The 20,702-nt window shown below is 66.6% G+C and carries 21 protein-coding genes; 12 read left to right on the top strand and 9 right to left on the bottom strand.

Going from position 1 to position 20,702, the window contains the following annotated elements:
* Positions 1-79: 79 nt before the first annotated feature.
* From B1A87_RS13725 to B1A87_RS13710, 4 genes are all read right to left on the bottom strand, one after another.
* Entirely contained in the window at positions 80-1,495 is a 1,416-nt protein-coding gene (locus B1A87_RS13725; protein WP_144275817.1) for an aspartate ammonia-lyase, read from the bottom strand.
* 225 nt (positions 1,496-1,720) lie between these two features.
* The gene (locus B1A87_RS13720) at positions 1,721-2,428 is read right to left on the bottom strand and encodes a FadR/GntR family transcriptional regulator (RefSeq protein WP_078027741.1); all 708 of its coding nucleotides are present in this window, start codon (positions 2,426-2,428) and stop codon (positions 1,721-1,723) included.
* Positions 2,429-2,487: 59 nt separating this feature from the next.
* Positions 2,488-2,640, bottom strand: a complete 153-nt coding sequence (locus B1A87_RS13715; protein WP_139362751.1) for a hypothetical protein — start codon at positions 2,638-2,640, stop codon at positions 2,488-2,490.
* Positions 2,641-2,694: 54 nt separating this feature from the next.
* Entirely contained in the window at positions 2,695-4,389 is a 1,695-nt protein-coding gene (locus tag B1A87_RS13710) for an ATP-dependent DNA helicase RecQ (RefSeq protein WP_139362756.1), read from the bottom strand.
* A gap of 226 nt (positions 4,390-4,615) precedes the next feature.
* Between B1A87_RS13710 and B1A87_RS13705 the strand changes: the two genes are divergently transcribed.
* From B1A87_RS13705 to B1A87_RS13685, 5 genes are all read left to right on the top strand, one after another.
* Positions 4,616-5,674, top strand: a complete 1,059-nt coding sequence (locus B1A87_RS13705) for a LacI family DNA-binding transcriptional regulator (RefSeq protein ID WP_078027739.1) — start codon at positions 4,616-4,618, stop codon at positions 5,672-5,674.
* Positions 5,675-5,858: 184 nt separating this feature from the next.
* The gene (locus B1A87_RS13700) at positions 5,859-7,178 is read left to right on the top strand and encodes an MFS transporter (protein WP_260680845.1); all 1,320 of its coding nucleotides are present in this window, start codon (positions 5,859-5,861) and stop codon (positions 7,176-7,178) included.
* A gap of 31 nt (positions 7,179-7,209) precedes the next feature.
* The gene (locus B1A87_RS13695; protein ID WP_078027738.1) at positions 7,210-7,974 is read left to right on the top strand and encodes an SDR family oxidoreductase; all 765 of its coding nucleotides are present in this window, start codon (positions 7,210-7,212) and stop codon (positions 7,972-7,974) included.
* A 45-nt stretch (positions 7,975-8,019) separates the two neighbouring features.
* Positions 8,020-8,952, top strand: coding sequence for a 3-keto-5-aminohexanoate cleavage protein (locus B1A87_RS13690; RefSeq protein ID WP_078027737.1), 933 nt, complete (start codon positions 8,020-8,022; stop codon positions 8,950-8,952).
* A gap of 505 nt (positions 8,953-9,457) precedes the next feature.
* Entirely contained in the window at positions 9,458-10,531 is a 1,074-nt protein-coding gene (locus B1A87_RS13685; RefSeq protein ID WP_078027736.1) for a TM2 domain-containing protein, read from the top strand.
* Positions 10,532-10,634: 103 nt separating this feature from the next.
* Here B1A87_RS13685 and B1A87_RS13680 read toward each other — a convergent pair whose 3' ends face one another.
* Both B1A87_RS13680 and B1A87_RS13675 read right to left on the bottom strand, forming a co-directional pair.
* Positions 10,635-10,925 carry a putative quinol monooxygenase gene (locus tag B1A87_RS13680; protein ID WP_078027735.1) on the bottom strand — a complete coding sequence of 97 codons (291 nt, stop codon included), beginning with the start codon at positions 10,923-10,925 and terminating at the stop codon, positions 10,635-10,637.
* A gap of 148 nt (positions 10,926-11,073) precedes the next feature.
* Positions 11,074-11,934, bottom strand: a complete 861-nt coding sequence (locus B1A87_RS13675) for a glycerophosphodiester phosphodiesterase family protein (RefSeq protein WP_260681054.1) — start codon at positions 11,932-11,934, stop codon at positions 11,074-11,076.
* Between B1A87_RS13675 and B1A87_RS23995 the strand changes: the two genes are divergently transcribed.
* The 4 genes from B1A87_RS23995 (at position 11,875) to B1A87_RS13660 (ending at position 14,513) form a co-directional block, all read left to right on the top strand.
* Positions 11,875-12,126 carry a hypothetical protein gene (locus B1A87_RS23995; protein WP_260680844.1) on the top strand — a complete coding sequence of 84 codons (252 nt, stop codon included), beginning with the start codon at positions 11,875-11,877 and terminating at the stop codon, positions 12,124-12,126. The two genes, B1A87_RS13675 and B1A87_RS23995, sit on opposite strands and share 60 nt — an antisense overlap.
* Positions 12,127-12,524: 398 nt before the next feature.
* Positions 12,525-13,142 (top strand): DUF1326 domain-containing protein, encoded by a 618-nt coding sequence (locus tag B1A87_RS13670; RefSeq protein WP_078027733.1) that lies wholly within the window; start codon positions 12,525-12,527, stop codon positions 13,140-13,142.
* A gap of 109 nt (positions 13,143-13,251) precedes the next feature.
* Positions 13,252-14,016, top strand: a complete 765-nt coding sequence (locus B1A87_RS13665) for a DUF2182 domain-containing protein (protein WP_078027732.1) — start codon at positions 13,252-13,254, stop codon at positions 14,014-14,016.
* 80 nt (positions 14,017-14,096) lie between these two features.
* A complete protein-coding gene (locus B1A87_RS13660) occupies positions 14,097-14,513 on the top strand; it encodes an ester cyclase (RefSeq protein ID WP_078027731.1) in 417 nt (138 codons plus the stop codon).
* Here B1A87_RS13660 and B1A87_RS13655 read toward each other — a convergent pair.
* From B1A87_RS13655 to B1A87_RS13645, 3 genes are all read right to left on the bottom strand, one after another.
* A complete protein-coding gene (locus B1A87_RS13655) occupies positions 14,482-16,122 on the bottom strand; it encodes a serine hydrolase (protein ID WP_260680843.1) in 1,641 nt (546 codons plus the stop codon). The two genes, B1A87_RS13660 and B1A87_RS13655, sit on opposite strands and share 32 nt — an antisense overlap.
* The gene (locus B1A87_RS13650; protein ID WP_078027730.1) at positions 16,119-17,195 is read right to left on the bottom strand and encodes a hypothetical protein; all 1,077 of its coding nucleotides are present in this window, start codon (positions 17,193-17,195) and stop codon (positions 16,119-16,121) included. The genes B1A87_RS13655 and B1A87_RS13650 overlap by 4 nt, the downstream gene beginning before the upstream one ends.
* A gap of 138 nt (positions 17,196-17,333) precedes the next feature.
* A complete protein-coding gene (locus tag B1A87_RS13645; protein WP_078027729.1) occupies positions 17,334-18,026 on the bottom strand; it encodes a metalloregulator ArsR/SmtB family transcription factor in 693 nt (230 codons plus the stop codon).
* 152 nt (positions 18,027-18,178) lie between these two features.
* On the opposite strand from B1A87_RS13645, the gene B1A87_RS13640 reads away from it, so the two are divergent.
* The 3 genes from B1A87_RS13640 to B1A87_RS13630 all read left to right on the top strand — a co-directional run bounded on the left by B1A87_RS13640 (position 18,179) and on the right by B1A87_RS13630 (position 20,653).
* Positions 18,179-18,622: a hypothetical protein gene (locus B1A87_RS13640; RefSeq protein WP_260680842.1), complete on the top strand. Its 444-nt coding sequence runs from the start codon at positions 18,179-18,181 to the stop codon at positions 18,620-18,622.
* Between the two features lie 148 nt (positions 18,623-18,770).
* Positions 18,771-20,135: an MFS transporter gene (locus tag B1A87_RS13635; RefSeq protein WP_078027760.1), complete on the top strand. Its 1,365-nt coding sequence runs from the start codon at positions 18,771-18,773 to the stop codon at positions 20,133-20,135.
* Positions 20,136-20,221: 86 nt separating this feature from the next.
* A complete protein-coding gene (locus tag B1A87_RS13630) occupies positions 20,222-20,653 on the top strand; it encodes an ester cyclase (protein WP_078027728.1) in 432 nt (143 codons plus the stop codon).
* Positions 20,654-20,702 lie beyond the last annotated feature (49 nt).

Raw genomic sequence — 20,702 nt, 5'->3', positions numbered from 1 at the left:
GCTGGTGCGGCGGCGTGGTCGCCGGCCGCTGGGGGAGCTTGCGTCCGCCGGTCGAGCTTGTCGAGACCTGCGGGTGTGCCTATTTGCTGAGGTTGGCGAGGCGTTCGGGGCTGAGGAGTTCCTGGAGTTGGTCGGCGGTGAGGAGGCCGTGTTCGAGGACGAGTTCGGCGACGCCGCGGCCGGTGGCGAGGGCTTCCTGGGCGATGGCGGTGGCGGTGGCGTAGCCGAGGTGGGGGTTCAGGGCGGTGACCAGGCCGATGGATTGTTCCACGGTGAGGCGGAGGTGTTCGGTGTTGGCGGTGATGCCGCGGACGCAGCGTGCCGTGAGGGTGCGGGCGGCTGCTTCGAGGTGGGAGATGCTCTTGTGGAGGCTGTGGACGATGATGGGTTCGAAGGCGTTGAGCTGGAGCTGGCCGGCTTCGGCGGCCATGGTGATGGTGACGTCGTTGCCGATGACTTCGTAGGCGACCTGGGAGACGACTTCGGGGATCACGGGGTTGATTTTGCCGGGCATGATCGAGGATCCGGACTGGACCGCGGGGAGGTTGATTTCGCCGAAGCCGGCGCGCGGGCCGGAGGAGAGCAGGCGCAGGTCGTCGCAGATCTTGGAGAGTTTCACGGCGACGCGTTTGAGGACGCCGGAGAGGTGGACGAAGGCGCCGACGTCCTGGGTGGCTTCGATCAGGTCGGGGGCGGTGACCAGCGGCAGGCCGGTGATCTCGGCCAGGTGGCGGCAGGCGGCGGCGGCGTAGCCGGGGGGTGCGTTCAGGCCGGTGCCGATGGCGGTGGCGCCGAGGTTGATTTCGTGGATCAGCAGGTCCGCTTCGGCGAGGCGGAGGCGGTCTTCGCCGATGGTGATGGCGTAGGTGCCGAATTCCTGGCCCAGGGTCATGGGCACGGCGTCCTGGAGCTGGGTGCGGCCCATTTTGACCACGGTGCGGAATTCCAGGGCTTTTTCGGCGAACGCTTCTTCGAGTTCGGCCAGGGCGGAGAGCAGCTCGCGGGCGGCGAAGATGGTGCCGAGTTTGACCGCGGTGGGGTAGACGTCGTTGGTGGACTGGGAGAGGTTGACGTGGTCGTTGGGGTGCAGGCGGGTGTAGTGGCCTTTGGGGTGGCCGAGGATTTCCAGGGCCCGGTTGGCGATGACCTCGTTGGCGTTCATGTTCGAGGAGGTCCCGGCGCCGCCCTGGATGACGTCGACGACGAACTGCTCGTGCAGGTCTCCGTTCAGGACGTCGGTGCAGGCGGCTTCGATCGCGTTCGCACGTTCGGGGTCCAGGAGCCCGAGTTCGAGGTTGGTGCGGGCGGCGGCGAGTTTCACCGCGGCGAGGCCGCGGACCAGGTGCATGTTGGTGGACAGCGGCTGGCCGGTGATGGGGAAGTTCTCCACGGCGCGCAGGGTGTGCACGCCCCAGTACGCGGCGGCGGGAACGTCCCGGTCACCGAGGAGGTCATGCTCGGACCGGACGTCCGGGGCGGCGGTGATGGTGGTCATAGAGGGTCCTCACGGGGCTTCGTTGACGGGTTTGGACGGGAAATCAGGGTGTTGCGGCAGGCCGGCTGGGCGGGCATGTTGCCGGAGGGAACTCAGGCGCTCCGCATTGGAGAGTGATTGGGCACGGTCAGGGCGACAACTGGGCGGCGCCTCGTGGGCAGGCAGCGCCGAGGCCGCCGCCGGAAGCGGTTATGAGGATGGATCCGGGACGGGTCAGATTCTTCGTCAGCTCTCGCCGCCGGGGACGATGCTGCCCAGCGCACATTCCACCCCATGCAGGTGCCGTGTCATGGCCCTGGACGCTTCCTGGGCGGACCCGCGCTCGATGGCGGCGAAAATGCGGGCGTGCTCCCGGTCGGAATCCTTGCGCCGGTCAGCTACCAGGTTCAGGGTGTTCGACTGGTCGGCCATGGCCTCGCGGATGTCTGACAGGACGCCCACAAAGACCCCGTTGCCGCTGCACCGGGCGATGGTGGCGTGGAACTCGGCGTTGAGAAGGATCCACTGCTGGAGGTCATCTTCGTCCGACATGGCCTCGAGAATGTCCCGAAGTGCCTCCACATCCTCGCCAGTCCGGCGTTCGGCGGCGAGCGCTGCGGCGGGTACTTCGATGTGGGGACGCGCCTCCACGAGGTCGCGGGCGGAGTATTTTCCGAGCTTGAGGTCCGGGGCAACCCGGTCCGCGATGACAAACGTACCTTTGCCCGTGAAGGTAGCCGTCAGTCCGAGCGCATTGCATGACTTCAGTGCTTCCCGGACCATGGACCGGCTCACCCCGTACAGCTGGGCCAGCGAGGCCTCCGAATCCAGCCGCGCGCCGACAGGAATCTTGCCGGCTTCGATGGCGTTTCGAAGGGATGCGAACACGGCCTCGGCTGCGCCGACCCGTATCACTTTATCTTGTCCAACTGTCCAGCTGTCCAACAGGTTCATGCCGCCAATATGGCATGCGTCACGCCCGGCTGTCAACCGGTTACGGCGTCCGATGCGGCCTATCCAGAGGATCCTGCCAGCAGTCGCAGCTTTTCGAACCCCTCGGTCCAGCCGCTCCTGTGCAGTGCGAGCCGTTCCTCCGTGGCGAAAGTGTCCTGGGTGAGCGCAACGTGCGTGCTGTTCTCCGGTGCTTCGAGGGTGAGCGTGACCACCGTTTCAGGGTTGAGAACGGTGTGTGCTGCTACTCAGTTGGGTGGGGCAGCCCGTCACTTCGCCAGCGTCAGCAGCTTGCCCTCCGTGACGGCCTGCCGCGATAGCGTCTTGTAACCCTCCTGCTCGAACAGCACGGTGATCACGTCCTCCTCGTGCCGCATTACCAGGCCGGGCCCCCATTCCTTGTGCACAACAGCGGCCTGGAGCGGGAAAGGTTCCACGCCTGCGGCGGTCGCGGCGCCGCCGTCGTAGTCCTCCTCGTCCGCGGAGCCGTCCGCGCAGTTATCACAGTTGCCGCACGGCTCGGGCCGGTCCTCGCCGAAGTAGCCCAGCAGGAACTGGCGCCGGCAGCCGTCCGTCTCGGCGTAGCCGCGCGCCATCTCGATGCGCGAGCGATCCACGCGCTGGCGTGCTTCGGCGAGTTCGACGGCGCGTTCCACCACCGTGGGCAGTTTGGCGCCGGCTTCCAGCCGGATGCCGCGCTTGCCGGTCTTCACGGCGCGCGTTTCCTGCAGCTGGTTCAGCAGCCCGGTGAGTCGGCGGGCCGAGAGATCGGTCTGCTCGGCGAGGGCTTTCTGGGTGAGCGGCCTGTCGGCGGCGCGCAGCACCTGAAGAACGGCCATCAGCGAATCCTGGTCCGGGCTGTGCGTCCCAAAGAATTTGCGCAGGCCCAGGTCCTCGGGCCGGTAGTGCAGAACGGCGGCGGCCGGCTCGCCGTCGCGGCCGGATCGGCCGATCTCCTGGTAGTAGCTGTCCAGGGACTCGGGGATGTCCGCGTGGATGACGAAGCGGACATTGGGTTTGTCGATGCCCATGCCAAACGCGGTGGTGGCCACTACGACGTCGAGTTCGTCCTCGAGGAACTGCTCGTGGACCAAGTCCCGCTCGACCTGCTTCCGGCCGGCGTGGTACGCCGCCGCGCGAAGGCCGCGCTCGGCCAGCTCCGACGCGTAGGTTTCGGTGTCCTTTCGGGTGGCGGCGTAGAGCAGGCCCGGCCCCTTGAGACCGGCCAGCTGTTCCAGCACGGCGCGGCGCTTGTCGGTGTCCCGGAGGTGGCGGACGACGTCGAGCCGGATGTTGGGGCGGTCGAAACCGTGGACCAGCACCAGGGGGTGTGTCATCTTCAGGCGCTGCTGGATCTCGTCGCGCACCGGGGGAGAAGCGGTGGCGGTCAGCGCGGCGACGGGCGGATTGCCGAGATTCTGGCGGACCTCGCCGAGGCGGAGGTAGTCGGGCCGGAAATCGTGCCCCCACGAGGACACACAGTGGGCCTCGTCCACCACTAACAGCGAGACGTCGAGGGCGGCGAGCCGCTCCACGGCTTCGGTCTTAGCCAGCTGCTCAGGCGCGAGGAAGATGAAGGCGGCGTCGCCCCGTTCCGAGGCTTCCCAAGCGGCTTCGACGTCAGAATCGCTGCGCCCGGAGTTGATGGCGACGGCGGCTTCTCCGCCGAGGTCTTCCAGCAGCCCGTCCAGCTGGTCCTCTTGCAGGGCGATGAGCGGGGAAACGACGACGGCGGGACCGGCCGCCGGGGCATCCGGACTTGCGCAGTGGCCGGCGCGCGCACGGTGCAGGTGCAGGGCGGCCACCTGGTAGATGGCAGACTTTCCGTAGCCGGTGGGCATCACGGCGAGGACGTCCCGGCCCGTGACCAGGGCGCGCATTCCGGCGAGCTGGCCGTCCCGGAGGTGGGCGAGACCCAAGGAGCTGGCCGCGATCTGGCGGAGGCCGGCGTCGGTGTCTGGGATGTTGGCGGCGGCGGGATCTGAGGTGCTGGCGGCGGCTGAAGCGCTGGGGGCTTGGTCGACAGTCAAAGGGCTACTCCCGGGGTAACGGTGCAGTGGCCGGATGGCTTCAGCCGTGGGTTCAGCCTAACCCGGCGCCGCAGTGCGTCAACTTAACGTTGCTTAAGGGTTTTGTCCGCAACTAACGTAACTGAGGTCACATCAACCCAGAACGCAGGGAGGAACGGTCATGAAACAGCGCAGCGGCAACGAAGCTGTGGCGCACCGTCCGTCCCCTGTGTCGGCGGCGGCAGTCGCGAGGGCCGCGGGTGTTTCTGCTGCGGCGGTGTCGTATGTGCTCAACGGCAAGGCCGGCGTCTCCACGGAAACCAGGCGCCACATCATCGGCGTCGCCAACGAGCTGGGCTTCAGGCCCCGTAAGTCCACCCAGGCCGCGGATCCGCAGCGGACGCGGGTCATCGGCCTGATCCTCCCGAACATCATCAACCCCATGTTCCCGCGGTGGGCCCAGAGCATCATCACAGCGGCGGCCGACTCGGGATACGACGTTTTCGTCGCCACGACCCAGGATGATCCCGCAGTCCTAGCCCAGGTGACCGCCACCCTGGCCAACCGCAACGTGGACGGGATCATCCTCGCGGCCGCGCTCAGGGAGGACTCAACTGCGATGCGCACCCTTCGCTCGGCGCGGATCCCGTACGTCTGCCTCTCCCGGCGCGCCGAGTTCCTCCAGAGCGACTTTGTGGGGATCGACGATGACGCAGCTGCGGCACTGCTGATGGAGCACATGCTGGAACACGGCTACACGGACATCGCCACGGTGATCGGACCGCGGTTTTCCACCGCCTCGCTGGCGCGGGAACAGGCGTTCGTGCGCGCCGCCGCCGCTGCCGGCATCACCATCAGCGGCGAACGCCGGATCAGCACGCGAGTCAACAATGAAGGGGGCCAGCTCGCTGCCGAGCGGCTCTTCTTATCGGAGCGGCCCCCGCGGGCGGTGGTCTGCGGGAGCGACGAGCTGGCGATCGGCGTCATGGAATATGCGTTGGCCCGGGGACTTCGAATTCCGGACGACGTCGCCGTGGCCGGGTGTGACGGTCTCCCGCACAGCAGGTCCGGCCTCATCAACCTGACCAGCATCGTCCAGCCGCAGCAGGAGATGGCCCACGAAGCCTTTGCCATGTTGCTGAAGCGGATCGATGCACCCACCGACACCTACAGTTCCCTGATCTGCCCGCACCGGCTGCACCTGGGGAGGACCTGCGGCTGCAACCCGCCTGATACCTGATCCCCGGAGCAGTTCCGCTGCAAACCGAGGCCAGTTCCCCCTCATAACCGGCGGCCCGTCCAAGGACCCGCCGGCGCCAGTACCCTCATCGCCGTATCCCGGCATGCCCACTAAGGCCCGCCCCACAGCAACGCGCACTCCGCAGGACATTCCGCGCAGGGCCCCGATTCAAGGACGAAGACCCATGTCAGCTGTATCCGCACCAACGAAGATGCGCACACCGCAGGAAATCAACCGCGTGATTCTTCGCAGAGTCATGCCGCTGCTAATCGGCGCCTACATCATGGCTTTCCTGGACCGCACCAATATCGGCATGGCCAAGGACCGCCTGGAGATCGACCTCGGACTATCCGCCACCGCCTACGGGGTCGGCGCCGGCCTGTTCTTCCTGACCTACGCCCTTTCCGAGATCCCTTCCAACCTGATCATGCACAAGGTCGGCGCCCGTTTCTGGATCATGCGGATCATGATCACCTGGGGCATCATTTCGGCCGGCATGGCCTTCGTCCAGGGCGAATGGTCCTTCTATATCATGCGCATGCTGCTCGGCGTCGCCGAGGCAGGGCTCTTTCCCGGCGTGATGTACTTCCTGACGCAGTGGTTCGTGGTCAGGGACCGGGCCAAGGCCAACGGCATGTTCCTGCTGGGCGTGTCCATCGCCAACATCGTCGGCGCTCCGCTGGGCGGCCTCCTGCTGACCATGGACGGTTTCGCCGGGCTGCACGGCTGGCAGTGGATGTTCCTCGTCGAAGGCCTGCCTGCCTGCATCCTCGCCTACGTGGTCTGGAAGAAGCTCCCGGACAGGCCCGCGAAGGCCACGTTCCTCAGCCCCGAGGAAGCCTCCGACCTCGAAGCCCGCATCGCCGCCGAAGAGAAAGCCGGAGCGGAAGCCTCCGGCAACCACCGCCTCCGCGACGTGCTCAAGGACAAGCAGATCCTCCTGGTGGTGGGCGTCTACTTCACGCACCAGATCGCCGTCTACGCGCTGTCCTACTTCCTGCCCTCGATCATCGGCACCTACGGCAAGCTCAGCCCGATCCAGATCGGCCTGCTGACCGCCATCCCCTGGATCTTTTCCGCCGCCGGCGCCCTCCTGGTGCCGCGCTTCGCCACCGACGGCAAGCGCTCCCGCCTCCTGGTGACCGGCGCAATGATCGGGATCATCGCCGGATTCGCCATCGGCGCCATCGGCGGCCCGGTGCTCGGCATGATCGGCTTCTGCCTCGCAGCGTTCAACTTCTTCGCCCTCCAGCCCATCCTGTTCACCTACCCGGCCACCCGCCTCAGCGGCGCCGCCCTCGCCGGAGGCATCGCGTTCGTCAACACCATCGGCCTGTTCGGCGGCTTCGTCGGCCCGTACGTCATGGGCTTCATGCAGGAGGCCACGGGGTCCAAGCTCTCCGGCCTGTGGTTCATCGTGGCCATGTGTACGGTCGGGGCGCTCCTGTCCCTGATGCTCAAGCGCGGGACGGAGAAGCCGCAAGCCGGTCCCGCAGCGCACTGACTCAACCGCACCACTCAGGCAAGGAAAACTCATGGATTTCACCGCAAAAAGGGTCCTGGTCACGGCAGGGGCCAACGGCATCGGCCTGGCCATCGCCAACAAATTCCGGGACCTTGGCGCCACCGTCTTCGTCACCGACATCGACGCCGATGCCGTTGAGAAGGCCCGCGTCAACGGGCTGGCTGCCGCTGTCAGCGACGTCTCGGACGAGGACCAGGTCCGCCACCTCATGAACACGGTCCGCGAGGAACTCGGCGGCCTGGACGTCCTGGTCAACAATGCCGGCATCGCCGGGCCAACCGGCCCGGTGGAAACGCTCGACACGGCGGCCTGGAAAGCGACGTTCGACGTCAACATCCACGGCCAGTTCTTCTGCATCAAGCACGCCCTGCCAATGCTGCGGCAGGGGAGGGATGCCTCGATCGTGAACCTCTCCTCCGCGGCAGGCCGGCTGGGCATGGCGGGGCGCAGCGCCTATTCGGCGTCGAAGTGGGCGGTCGTCGGGCTGACCAAGACCCTCGCGATCGAACTGGGCCCGGACCAGATCCGCGTCAACGCCATCTGCCCCGGCGCAGTCAACGGCCCCAGGATCGACGCCGTCATCGCTGCCAAGGCGCAGATGCTGGACCGTCCGGCGGACGAGGTGTCCACGCTGTACCACAGCCAGTCCTCGCTCGGCCGGCTGATCGAAGCGGTAGACATCGCCAACATGGCCGCATTTGCGGCCAGCGACATGGCACGCAACGTCAATGGCCAGGCCCTCGCCGTCGACGGCAACACCGAAAAACTCTACTGAACCAGCCCACCCGGCAAGATTTCGGCCACCCAAGGAGACTTTCCCATGGCTACCGCACGCAAGGTCATCATCACCAGCGCCGTCACCGGCGCCATCCACACCCCCTCCATGTCCCCGCACCTCCCGGTCTCCCCGGACGAGATCGCTGACGCCGCGATCGGCGCCGCCGAGGCCGGAGCCGCGATTGTGCACATGCACGCCCGCGATCCCAAAGACGGCCGTCCCTCCCAGGACCCGGAACACTTCGCCCCGATCCTGGACAAGCTCAAGCGCAACACCGACGCCGTCATCAACATCACCACCGGCGGCTCACCGCACATGACGGTCGAGGAGCGAATGCAGCCTGCGGCGCTGTTCAAGCCGGAGCTGGCGTCACTCAACATGGGCTCCATGAACTTCGGGCTGTACCCGATGCTGGAACGCTTCACCGAGTTCGGCCACGAATGGGAGCGGGAAGGACTCGAAAAGAGCCGTGACCTGGTCTTCAAGAACACCTTCCAGGACATCGAGACCATCCTGGGCATCGGCAACGAGAACGGCACCCGCTTCGAGTTCGAGTGCTATGACATCTCGCACCTGAACAACCTGGCCCACTTCCACGCCCGCGGCCTCGCCAAGGGCCCCCTGTTCGTGCAGTCCGTCTTCGGCCTCCTCGGCGGGATCGGTGCGCATCCCGAAGACCTCATGCACATGCGCCGCACGGCCGACCGGCTGCTGGGCGCGGACTACGAGTGGTCCATACTGGGCGCCGGTAAGAACCAGATGCCGCTCGCTACCATCGGGGCGGCCATGGGCTCCCATGTCCGGGTAGGACTGGAAGATTCCCTGTGGATTGGCCCCGGGCAGCTGGCCACGTCCAACGCCGAGCAGGTCACCCGAATCCGGACCATCCTCGAGGCGCTCAACTTCGAGATTGCCACGCCCGACGAAGCCCGCCAGATGCTGCAGCTCAAGGGCCGCGACAAGGTGGGTTTCTGACGCGGACATTGAGGAGTGCGGCCAAGCTCCGGCCGCGCCGCGCGGGGAATGCAGACGACGACGGCGGGACACCCGCCGTCGTCGTTTTTACTTAATGCCGGGACCTTCACAGGCCGCCATGCGGCGTGTTCTGGAACGCCACGCGGCGGTGACGCGCGGAGTCCCAGAAGGCAGGTATCATCCCTTCAGGGGGCGGGGACGCCGCACGTCAAAATGGGGGATATCAGCGCATGTGCATGCCATAAAAGCCTATGGAATCAGGCGAGTTTTCAGAGGCCTGCGAGGCATCTGAAACGAGCTTGCCGCGCCGGGTCACGGCCCGTCACGCTCCGGAGGATCCGGCTTGCTCCTGCCTGCTGAACCTGCGGTCACTACCCCTTCTGCCGAACCCACTGCCCGCTGAGCCCTACGGCTCCGCTGGCATGGCGGCAACCTCCCCTCACTCACCACCATCACTCCGCGCATAATCGGTGACCCCTGCCGTCGCCAGCCCGAAAGGACAACCATGAGCCAGCCCGGCCCAACCCCGCCGCCACCGCTTGCCTCCGACTACACCACCTACGGTGTGCCTCAGATTCCCGCCGGGCAGCAGTATGGCGACGGGCAGTATCCTGGCCAGTTCGGTGCGTCACAGCAGTTCCCGGCGCCCCCGCAGAAGTCCTTCCTCACCACCTGGCTGCTCTCGCTGTTCCTGGGCGGGCTGGGTGTGGACCGTTTCTACCTGGGGAAGATCGGCACCGGCATCGCGAAGCTGCTTACGGCGGGCGGTCTCGGCGTCTGGTCGCTCGTGGACCTGATCATCACGCTGGCCGGCAAGCAGACCGACAAGAACCGGCAGCCGCTGGCGGGGTATCGGCAGCACAAGGTGCTTGCCATTGTTGTCTCGGCCGTCCTGGTGGTGGGCGGAATGGTCATCGGGATGGTCAGTGGGGCCGTGGCGGCCCTGGCCATCCAGAGCGCTGCCACCTCGCCGATCATCTCGGCTGCACCGGTTACGAATGAACCGGCGGCAGCCGCGAACTCCTCCGAGGCCCCGGCATCCGCGGAAGCAACCGCGGGGGAAGACCGTCCGTTGCTGGACGCGCAGACCCTGGCCGGCACCGGCGACGACATCAAGACCGTTGACCTCAAAGGCCTCCCGGCCGTGGTGACGCTCACTTGCAGCGCCTGCAAAGGCAACACCGTTCTGGAGACCAACGGGGCCGAAATGCTGCTGGTCAACACCGTCGGCGGCTACACCGGCTCGCACCTGGTGGACACCAGCACCGGTTCCCCGACCACCGAATTCAGCATCAGCGCCGACGCGGCGTGGACGCTGAAGATCGAGGACGTCGATACCATCGCCACGTCCGCCGGCAAGGCGAGCGGGCACGGCGACAAGGTGCTCTACTGGGACGCGCCGGGCACGAAGGCCGCCATCACCAACAAGGGCGCGGGCAACTTCCTGGTGGAAGGATTCGGCAGCGAGATCCCCGAGCTCGCCGTCAACAAGATCGGCGCCTACAGCGGCACCGTCCAGCTGACGCCCGGCTTCGTCCAGGTGAAGTCCGAGGGCGACTGGACCATCACCGCGAAGTAGCCGCATAGTGGCGCGTGATCACAGTCAGCGGGCACGACAGCAAATAGATGGCCCCGCCGGACGCCTTGGTTTCCAAGGCTCAGTCCGGCGGGGCCATGCGTTTTCAGGTGTGCAACACCTGGAAGCCGGTCTCTTCCGTTTCCGCAGCGAGCGACTGCCCGAAAACGCCAAGTGCCCGCGCCACCTCGGGAAGCGACTCCTGGCGGTCAAGGGCCGCGCGGTCCTCGAACACCTCGGTTGCTATAAAGACGTCCGGATCGGTCACGTCACGGCCGATGTCGAAGCTAATGACGCCGTCCATGGCTCGGCTCGGCGGGACGACGTCCTTCAACGCAGCCATGACGTCTTCGGCCTTGCCCGGCTGGCACCGCACCAGAAAACGAACCACGATCATCGGGGCCTCCACTCAAAGTTGGGGGGTGAATGCTACGCCGTTCGGCTGCTGGTGGGCAGGTCGGGCGGGCGCAAGCCACATGAACCTATGGCAAGGCGGCCGCCCCCGAAAGGGGACGGCCGCCGTCGTGCGTCCTGGCTGGAAGACTCTAGCCGTTCAGCGCGTAAGCCTTCGGCAGCTTCAGTCCGCGCTCCTGCATGAGGGTGCGCAGGCGCGTGGGGTAGTCGCTGATGATGCCGTCCACGCCGAGGTCCATCAGGCGCTCCATGTCCGCGGTGGTGTTGACCGTCCAGGGGATAACCGGCAAGCCGAGCTGGTGGGCTTCGGTGATCATCTTGGGCGTGACGGAGCTGAACGTGGGGGAGATGACGTCGTAGCCCTGGGCCTTGGCGGCCTTGGCGAGGGATCCGCCGTAGGTGTCGATGTCGATGCCGCCGAGGTTGGGGCTGGCGCCGGGCTTGCCCACCTCGAGCCACGCGTCGCCGCTGGAGAGGGCCACGAGGGGCAGCTGCGGGGCGATCTTCTTGGTCAGGTTCAGCGAGGACCAGTCGAACGACTGCACGGTGGTGCGCCCGGACATGCCGGCCTTGTAGATCTCGATGACCACGGCCTTGGTCAGCGCAACCATGCCGTCGCCGCCGGACTTGCCGTCCTCCACCTTGGTCTCCACGTTGAAACGGACCTTCTTGGCGTCGTAGTCGCGGGCCAGCTGGTAGATGTCCTTGAGCTCGGCGATCCTGTTGCCCGGGATGACCTGCTGCTCCGGGAAGCCGGGCAGCTGGGTGAAGCCGCAGTTCAGCGTCTTGATCTGGGCCAGGGACAGCTCGGCCACGCGGTCCCCGACGTACGGGAATTCGGGGTCGCCCGGGGTGGCCGGGGCAGTGTCGGCGCACTTGTTGGCCTGGATGGTGTCGTCGTGCCAGACGATGACCTTGCCGTCGTCGGTCAGGTGGGTGTCCAGCTCGAGGGTGGTCACGCCAAGCTTGAGCGAGTTGCCGAACGCGGCCAGGGATTCTTCGGTCCATTCGCCGCGGCCGCCGCGGTGGGCCTGCAGGTCAAAGTAGCCGCTGCCCTCGTTTGCCTTGATGCCGGACGTTGCTTTCCCGGCAGCGTTCGACGACGGTGTGCCGGCTTCCGCGGCAGGGGCGGCGAGATGTGTATAAGAGACAGCTGTCTCTTATACACATCTAGATGTGTATAAGAGACAGGCGGCGATGAGCGCGGCGGCGGCCGCGGCAGTCAGAACTGTGCGCATGGGAATGGTTCCTCCTGGATGAGACCGGTGCCGGCGATGCGGCCGGCTGACCCATCCACGCTACCCAGGCCAGATGGCGCGTGGTGTGCGGGGAGTTGGATGGGAGGTTAACAAGTGTGCTGACGGTCTGCGAAGTTCGGGCACCGGACTCCTAGGACGGCGGGAGGCTCAGAAAATGATGGGACGCGCCTGGCTGTCTTTCCCCGTAATCACGGGATATTGACACGCAGATTATCCGGGAATACGGTCTGCCTTAACGGGGCGTTCTGCCCCGTTCCTAAGTATTCTCGGCGCTGAATCTGGGCCGCTTTTGCTTGGCGACGGCGCCAGCGAGGAGGGTTCTGATGTCTTGGGAAATGTCCGGAAAATATCTTGCGAACTGCAACTGCCAGTTGATCTGTCCGTGTCCCGTGGACAACCCGCCCACGGGGCCGAACGGGGAATGCCGCGGCGCGGCGGTCTTCCACATCGCCAGCGGCCGGCTCGATGACACCGATCTTTCAGGCGTCGACTTCGCCTTCTGCAACCTGTTCCCGTCCAACCTGACGTCCGGTAACTGGAAGGTCGGCATCGTCCTCGGCGACGGCATCTCCGACGGCCAGGCCCAGGCCTTGGAGCGCATTCTCCACGGCGACGAAGGCGGTCCCTTCGCCGACTTCGCCGCCCTCTACGGCGAGTGGCTCGGCGTGGAGCGCGGAAGCATCAGTTTCTCCGACGGCGACGCCCCGACGGCATCGGTGGCGGGGCACACGAACCTGGCGTTCGAATCGCTTCCGGGCCCGGGCGGGGGAGTCACCACCGTCAAAAACGCGATGTTCGGCTTCGCCCCCGAGTTCCTGATCGGCAAGGGCAAGGGCGGATCGGACCTCTTCGGCCTCGACTTTGAGGCGGTATATGGCGAGACGGCGGATTTCACCTTCGCAAGCGAGATGGCTGAAGGTGGACCCAAGGGCCGCGCATGAGCCCCGGCATCACAGGCAGCGCAGCACTCTGATCCCGGGACCGGGCACGCAGGTCAACGCCGGCGTTGCACGTCCCGGGACGGGTCTGCGCGGCTACGGTCCCCGCAGGATGGACCTGCAGCGGATCGACGTGCGCCAAGCCGGGCTGGTTGCCGTTCTGCTCCTCCTCGCGGCGGCGGGCTGGGTGTTCACCGCTGACCGGATGAACGGAATGAACATGGGAGGCTGGACGGATCCGGGGCCGCTGGACTTCTTCCTCATCACCTGGGTGGTGATGCTGGCCGCCATGATGTTTCCGTCGGTGGCGCCCATGGTGACGGCGTACGCGAAGATCGGCCGCCGTCGTCGGGAAACGGGGCGGTATGCGCCGCGCGGTTCCACCGCGCTTTTCGTGGCCGGCTACCTCCTGGCGTGGACGGCGTTCGGGCTTGTGGCGTACGCGCTCTATGAGGCCGTGGCTTCGCTGGTGCCGGGCGGGCTCACCGCGGAGCCCGGCGGACGCTACGCCGCGGCCGGGGTGATCCTGGCGGCGGCCGTTTACCAGCTGACCCCGGCCAAGAACGTCTGCCTCACCAAGTGCCGGACGCCCCTGGACTTCATTCTGCACCGCCTCCGGCCGGGATACGGCGGGGCGCTGCGTATGGGAGCGGAGCACGGCGCCTGGTGCGTCGGCTGCTGCTGGGCGCTTATGGTGGCGCTGTTTGCGCTGGGCGTGATGAGCGTCGGCTGGATGGCGCTGGTGGGCGCATTCATTGCTGTGGAGAAGATGCTTCCTTGGAAGCGGCTGGCCAACCGTTCGGTTGCCGTGGCGCTCGCCGTCATTGCCCTCAGTATCGCCCTCACACCGGCGGCAACGGGCGGGATGGGGATGTGACAGCACGGTCCGCACGCCGAGTGCGCGTCCATGCATCCGGGGGAAAATTTGAACGGTCTCATGCACTGGAGGAGTCGGAAATGTCTGACGGGGCTGGACTGATCAAGCGTTTTTACACAGAGGTAATTGAGGGCGGAAATCTAGCTCTAATTGATGAATTGTCAACGAAAGACTTTGTCGATCACGAAGAGGGTTTTCCTGGACAACCGCCCGGCAAGGAGGGCGTCCGGTTCTTCGTGAATGCGATTCGGTCAGCGTTCCCGGACATCAAAGCCAAGACCATCGAGCCATCGCTGGCGGAAGGAGACATGGAAGCGTGCCACGTGATTCTAACGGGCACTCATGGTGGGGAGATGGCCGGCATTCCGGCAACGGGCAAGACGGTCGAGTTCAGCACTACTGACATCATTCGCGTCGTGGACGGCAAGGTCGCCGAGCACTGGGGAACCACCGACAACCTGAGGCTCATGCAGCAGATCGGTGCGATCCCGGAGTAGCGGAGCGCATCCGGGAAACAAGCCAAACCGTTCGCGGGACCGGCCAGAGGAGGGCCAGCCCGAGCGCGGGGACGAGCGCGACTCCGACGTCGGGAAACTGGCGGACTATGACGGCAAGATGGGTGTCGAACCGCGCGGGGGCGTAGACCAGGCACAGCCACAGCGCGAACCCGTCGAGGGCGAGCGCTGCAGCGCCCCCGGCCCACGGCACCCACCGCCTTCGGGCGGCGGACCTCCGCAGAAGAAAGGCGAGGGCCAGCGCGAGGCTCAGCAGTTCAGCGAGCAGCAGTACCAGCGACACCAGCCAGCTGGAGCGCTGGAGCCAGTCCTCCTGCACCACGGCCGGCACCGGCGGCTGCGCGTGGAGAATCCGCAGGACGTTGGTGTCAATGGCCTTGAGCCGTGACGGGGCCGACGTGTCGTTCGCGTTGATGACGAGGGCCACGCCGAGGCGGGAGGCCGGAACCATGGCCTTGTAAGTGTGGCTGTTGCCCCATTCGCCCTGATGCTCCAGGAGCAGGGGCAAGGCCTGGTCCGCGGTGGGCGGGTCTGCCGTGGGCGGGCTTGCGGCCCCGCTTGCGGGGCCAACGGACTCCACGAGCGGGCGGGTGAACCAGCCCATGGCGTAGCCCTTGGACTCGTCAATCTGCACCTCCGGCTTGAGCAGGGTTTCCACGCTTTCCGGCCGGAGGAATGCGCGGCCCCGGTACCGTCCCTCGTCCAGCAGGGCGGTCAGTTCGTGGCCGATGTCCTCGGCCGAGGAGTACATCGTGGAGGACGGCATTCCGGTGGTGGGCGCCGGCACTCCGGTCTGCCGCCAGAACGAGCCGAACCAGAGGGAATAGCCGGCGGCCGCGTTGTCCGCCTGCGCTGCGGCGCGTGTCGTATGACTGTGGGCCATTGCCAGCGGCGCAAAGACGTGCTGCTCCATGTAGTCCCCGAACGGCTGGCCGGAGACCGTCTGCACCAGCAGGCCCAGAATGTTGAAGTTGGCGCTGGCATACCGGAACCCCTCACCCGGCGATCCGGCCAGCGGGGAACCCGACAGGGCGCGCACCCCTTCCTCGATGGCCTCGGGGTCCTGGGCGTCGGAGGCTTCGAACGCCGTGTCCTTGGACGCCATGCCGCTTGTTTGGTGGAGTAATTGGCGCACCGTGATCGCGGAGGAGCGGCTGTCCTGCAGGGTGAACCAGGGAAGGTAGGTCCGCACCGGCTCGTCCAGCCGCAGCCGGCCCGCCTCCACCTGTTGCATCACGGCCATGGCGGTGAGGGGCTTGGTGGTTGAGGCCAGCAGCACCGGCGTCTGGGCTGTCATCGGCCGCCCCGAGTCGTCGGCGTGCCCGAACGCCGCGGAATGCACCTGGACGCCGTCTTTCACGACGACGACGGCGGCTCCCGGAAGCCCGATGGCTGCCATCTGCTCCCGCAGGTAGGCGTCCACCGCTTCATAGCCCCGGTCCGGGATCGCAGGTCCGGTCGCCGGCGTTCCGGTCGCCGGTATTTCGACGGCGGCCGCTACCGGCGTGCCGAACCCGCCGAGAACGCCAACCGCCAGGACGCATGACAGAACGCAATGCGACGATGCGGAAATGCTTCGGCGCGTCCTCACAACCTGCCTTCGACAACCCCGGCGGCGTCCTGTGCTGAACGTGTGGCCGGGCCCCAGGAACTGAGGAGGGCCAGGCCTGCTGCAGCCGCTGCGCTGAGCACCACCGCCCCCAGCCAGAGCGATACGGGCCAGCGGATCCCGTCCGCCACCGCGAAGGCCACCAGCTGGCCCGTCCACAGGAGAGCGGCGATGCCGGCCGTCACCGCGGGCAGCCGCCGGTTTAGCCAAGCCTGTGGCAGGCGGGCCAGCAGCACGTCCGCCGAAATTGCGGCCGCAGTGGCTCCGGCGGCTCCGGCGATTGCGGTGGGACGCAAGCCCACCATCGCCACCGGCAGCCAGGCGGCAGCTGCCACCAGCATGGTGACGATCCCGCGGGCAGGGCGTCGGGAGGCGGAGAGCGTAAAGAGGAAGGGAGCAATGATCAACGCTGTGGTCAGCAGGTAGCCGGTCAGGCTGACCACCACCGGCAGCTCCGCCTGTAGACGGCCCGGCGTGCCCACCGGCGTCGGGACGAAGAGGGCCGTCGGCCCGGGCCGGACGAAGGCAGAGCAGTAGATGAGGAAGAAGGCTCCCAGCCCGGTCATCAGGACGACGGCGAACAGCGCCGCCGGGGTCCACTCAAAGTTCCCGTTACGGCTGGCTGCGCGGGCGCTGCGGACTGCCGTTCCCAGAATGAGGAAGAGGCTGAAGCCGAGCAGCAGATGGGTGGGACTGACGAGGGCATCCAGCGAGACTTCGATGCCCAGAATTTCGTGCCACAGCAGGTCCAGGCCGCCGGCCACGCCGAAGAGGACCACCCCTATCGCGGTGCCGCGGTAGCCCGGCGGTGGGGCCTGCGAGAGCGGCTGCCCCGGCGTCCGGTTCCGCCAGATCACGAGGGCGGTCCACGCCGCGGTGGCCACCATGCCGGAGTAGAGGGCGGCGTGCCACGGCGTGAAGAATGTCTCCAGGCTGGGGAGGTTGAGGTGCGCCCAGCCGTCCAGGAAGACGGCCAGCAGCAGCCAAACACCCAGCAGCTCTGTGACCAGGTCGCGGCGCTTTTTCGTTACAGTGTTGCCTGCCGTATCGAGCATCGTTGCCCACTTCCACGGAGCTGTTCAGTGAGGGGATGGTACTGCTCTGGCCGGGCGCTCACAAGGGAAGCACGATCGGCGAGCGTATGGTCGCCGCGATGAACGCAGTGTCCACGCCGGCCGTGTTGCACCACTCGATCAGTGCCCTGGCGGCGAATTCCGTGCCGTGGCCGACTGTTCTATCGGGAGCCCGTTCGCCTTCCACTCGGGGAAGCCCTCCTCAAGCCTGGTGGCGACGCGCCCTTCGTCCGTGAGCAGCCGCACGGCTTCGTCTGCATATAGGCAGTATGGTCCGCGGCAGTAGGCGACGATTTCGCTCCCCTGGGGAACCTCGCGGAGTCGAGACTTAATGTCCGAGAAGGGTACGGAAAGCGCACCCGGGATATGTCCGGATTCGTACTCTGGCTGCGGACGCACGTCCAGCACAACAACGTCGCCCTGCCGCAGCCGCAGCAGCAGTTCGTCGCGCGTGATCATGCTCAGGTCGGCGCGATCGCCGACGTAGGCACGGACGAGATCGCCCAGCTCCCCCGAGTGCGCCTCGGCCGTCTCCCGAAGTGCTCGCCATAGCCGCTCCACTGCCGGGCTGGCAAGGGAGTAGTAGATCCGCGTCCCCGAGCGTCTGGAGCAGGCAAGGCCGGCTCGCAGCAAGCGCTGCAGATGCTGGGATGTGTTGGCCATAGTCTGGTGGATCTCGGCGGCCAGCTCGTCAACCGACCTCTCGCCCTGCCCGAGGATATCGATCAGCTGCGCCCTCCTGCCGTTCCCCAACGCCCTGGCAGCTTCTACGAGGGCGTCGAAGAGCGCATCCTTTTCCTGCTGATCGCCCACTCGGGCCTCCTATTCAAGAGTTCTCTTGACAATGCTACCGTCAAGGGATTCTTATTCAAGTACCTACTTGAATAAGAAAGGGGGTGGTGGCCGTGTCCACCATCCAAACTCCCCAAGCGGAACAATCCCGACTCCGGACGGGAGCCGCTCTCATGACACTGGCCGGGCTGGCCTTCGTGGGGTACGCCGTAATCTTCTTGGTACTCAACTTCACGGACGCCTTCCTCGAGCTGGGCATCGGCCCCGATCAAGTGGATAAGGGAAAGGCGGAGATCGAGGCGTTCAGCCCGCAGCTGTATCACTACATCAGCCATCTGCACATCGCGGTCAGCGGCTTCATCGCTGCGACCGGGCTGGCTGTCGCAGGCCTGTCCTGGTACGGGGTGCGCCGCGGAGAACGGTGGGCCTTCGCCACAGCCGTTATCGTCCCGGTCGTCGGACTCGCTGTGGCCCTCCCCGCGCACTACCCATGGGGTCTGGCCACGCTTGGGCACCTCGGCCTGATCTACCTCGCGGTCCTCGTCTTCCTGGTGGGGGTCGTGGCAGCCTACAGCGGAATGCGAAGCACCACGAGTACACACCGCACGACGGGCTGAATCCCTTAATCCAGCCGGGCGCTCGTCCAGAGCTTCAGGTCGCCCTGCCACGGGTTCAGCGCAAAACTGAGCTGGCGGTGGAGGCGATGGTGGCCAGGAAACGTCACCGAGTTCGCCGCAGAAGCGCCCCGTGGGGAAGACTGTTGCCGTGAGCAACCCTTCCCGCGCCGGACTCGCGGTGGCTGGCCTGAGCCTGGGCACGTCGCTGAACCCGCTGAACTCGTCGATGATCGCCGTCGCCCTGGTGGTGCTGCGCGAGGATTTCAGGCTCGACGTCGCCACGGTCACGTGGGTGATCACCGCCTTCTACATCACCTCGGCCGCGGGCCAGCCACTGATGGGGCGGCTGGCCGACAGGTTCGGGCCGCGGCGGCTCTTCATGCTCGGCATGGCGCTGGTGGCGGTGACCTGCGCGCTAGCGCCCTTCTCGCCTAACTTCGTGTTCGTCTGCATCGCCCGGGCGCTCATGGCGCTGGGAACTGCGACGGCGTACCCGAGCGCCGTCGTCATGGTCGGCGCCCTGGCCAGGCAGGCGAACTCGACCTCTACCCGGCCGCTGGGACGCATCCAGATGGCCAACACGTCCGGGGCCGCCGTCGGCCCGGTGGTGGGCGGGCTGCTGGTGAGCCTGGTCGGCTGGGAAGCGCTGTTCCTGATCAACGTTCCGCTGGCGCTGGCCGCCCTGTTCATCGTGCGGAGGTTCGCCCCTGCGGACCACGCGCGGGAGCAGGGCAGCGTGGCCACCCTGCTCCGCGACTCCGACATCCCCGGCATCCTCGCGTTCACCGGCGGTATGGTGCTCTTGCTTATGGGCCTGCTGAATGCGCTGCCCGGACTCCGTTGGGGGCTGCTGGGCGGGGCGATGGCGCTCGCCGTGCTGTTCGCCTGGCGCGAGCTGAGCTTCGGGAAGCCGTTCCTGGACCTGCGGCTGCTCGGCAGGAACCGGCCGCTGCTGCTCGTGTACCTGGGCTTCGTGCTGTTCAGCTGTGTCTACTACTTCGCGTTCTTCGGGCTGCCCCAGCTTCTGCAGGAGGCGGCCGGCTACGACCCCGGAGTGGTGGGCGGGCTAATGCTGCCGCTGGCTGCGATGTCCGTGGTCATTACGCCGCTTGCCGTCCGCGCGATCGACCGGTCCGGCGTGCGGCGGGTGCTGATTGTCGGCGTCGTGCTTCTGACCGTGGCGGCAGCTGCACTCTGGCTGCTGACGGCGTCGTTTGCCGTCCTGCTGGTGCTCGCCCTCACGGCCCTGATGGGCGTACCGTACGGCTCGGTCAGCATCGCCTCCAACCAGGGGCTGTACCTCTCCGCGGCCCCGCAGGACAGGGGAGTGGCCGCCGGGATCTTCCAGACCTGCCGCTACGTAGGGGCCATTGGCGCCACCGTGATGATCGGCATCTTCTACGGCGACGGGGTGAACCAGGAGAACTGGGGCCGCATGGTGCTGGTGATGCTGGGCCTCTGCGCGGTGACGTTCGTGGTGGCGTTGCTGTGGCGGGAGCGGAAGGCGGCGTAGGAACCAGGTTTGCGCGAGGGCATTGACCAGCGCGCTGGAAGGCCTACCATGAGCCGCATCAGGACATTTCAAGGAGGAGATGTGTGATGTCACGCGCTGATGTAGAGCAGCTTGATGACCGCGGAATGGCGGCCTGGGACCAGCACGATGCGGCGGCGTTCACCGCTCTGCTGGCCGACGGATTCACGTTTTCGGATGTGATGGCGCCTGAGCCGTTCCGTAGCCGGGAGCAAGTTCAAGCGTACATGGAAGGGTGGTTCACGGCATTCCCGGACATGCGCGCCAGGTCCACCAGCAGGGTGGTCACCGAGGACCAGGTCGCAGGGGAAGTGGAGTTCAGCGGCACCAACACGGGGCCGTTGCGGATGGGGAATCAGGAGGTCCCGGCCACGGGCAAGTCGGTGACCGGCACCGGCACCTACTTCGCGTCCGTTAAGGACGGAAAGTTCGTCTCCTTCCGCGCCCATCCGGACGTCGCGTCCATGATGGCGCAGCTGGGGCTGATGCCGGGGGTGTGATGGCGCGGTGCGTTGGGGGGCCTTGTGCGGGCGCTTGCCGGCCGGTGCT

The organism is Arthrobacter sp. KBS0703 (assembly GCF_002008315.2).
Classification (GTDB): domain Bacteria; phylum Actinomycetota; class Actinomycetes; order Actinomycetales; family Micrococcaceae; genus Arthrobacter.
The sequence above is the reverse complement of the archived record's forward strand: the minus strand, read 5'-3'. Positions and strand labels throughout refer to the sequence as shown.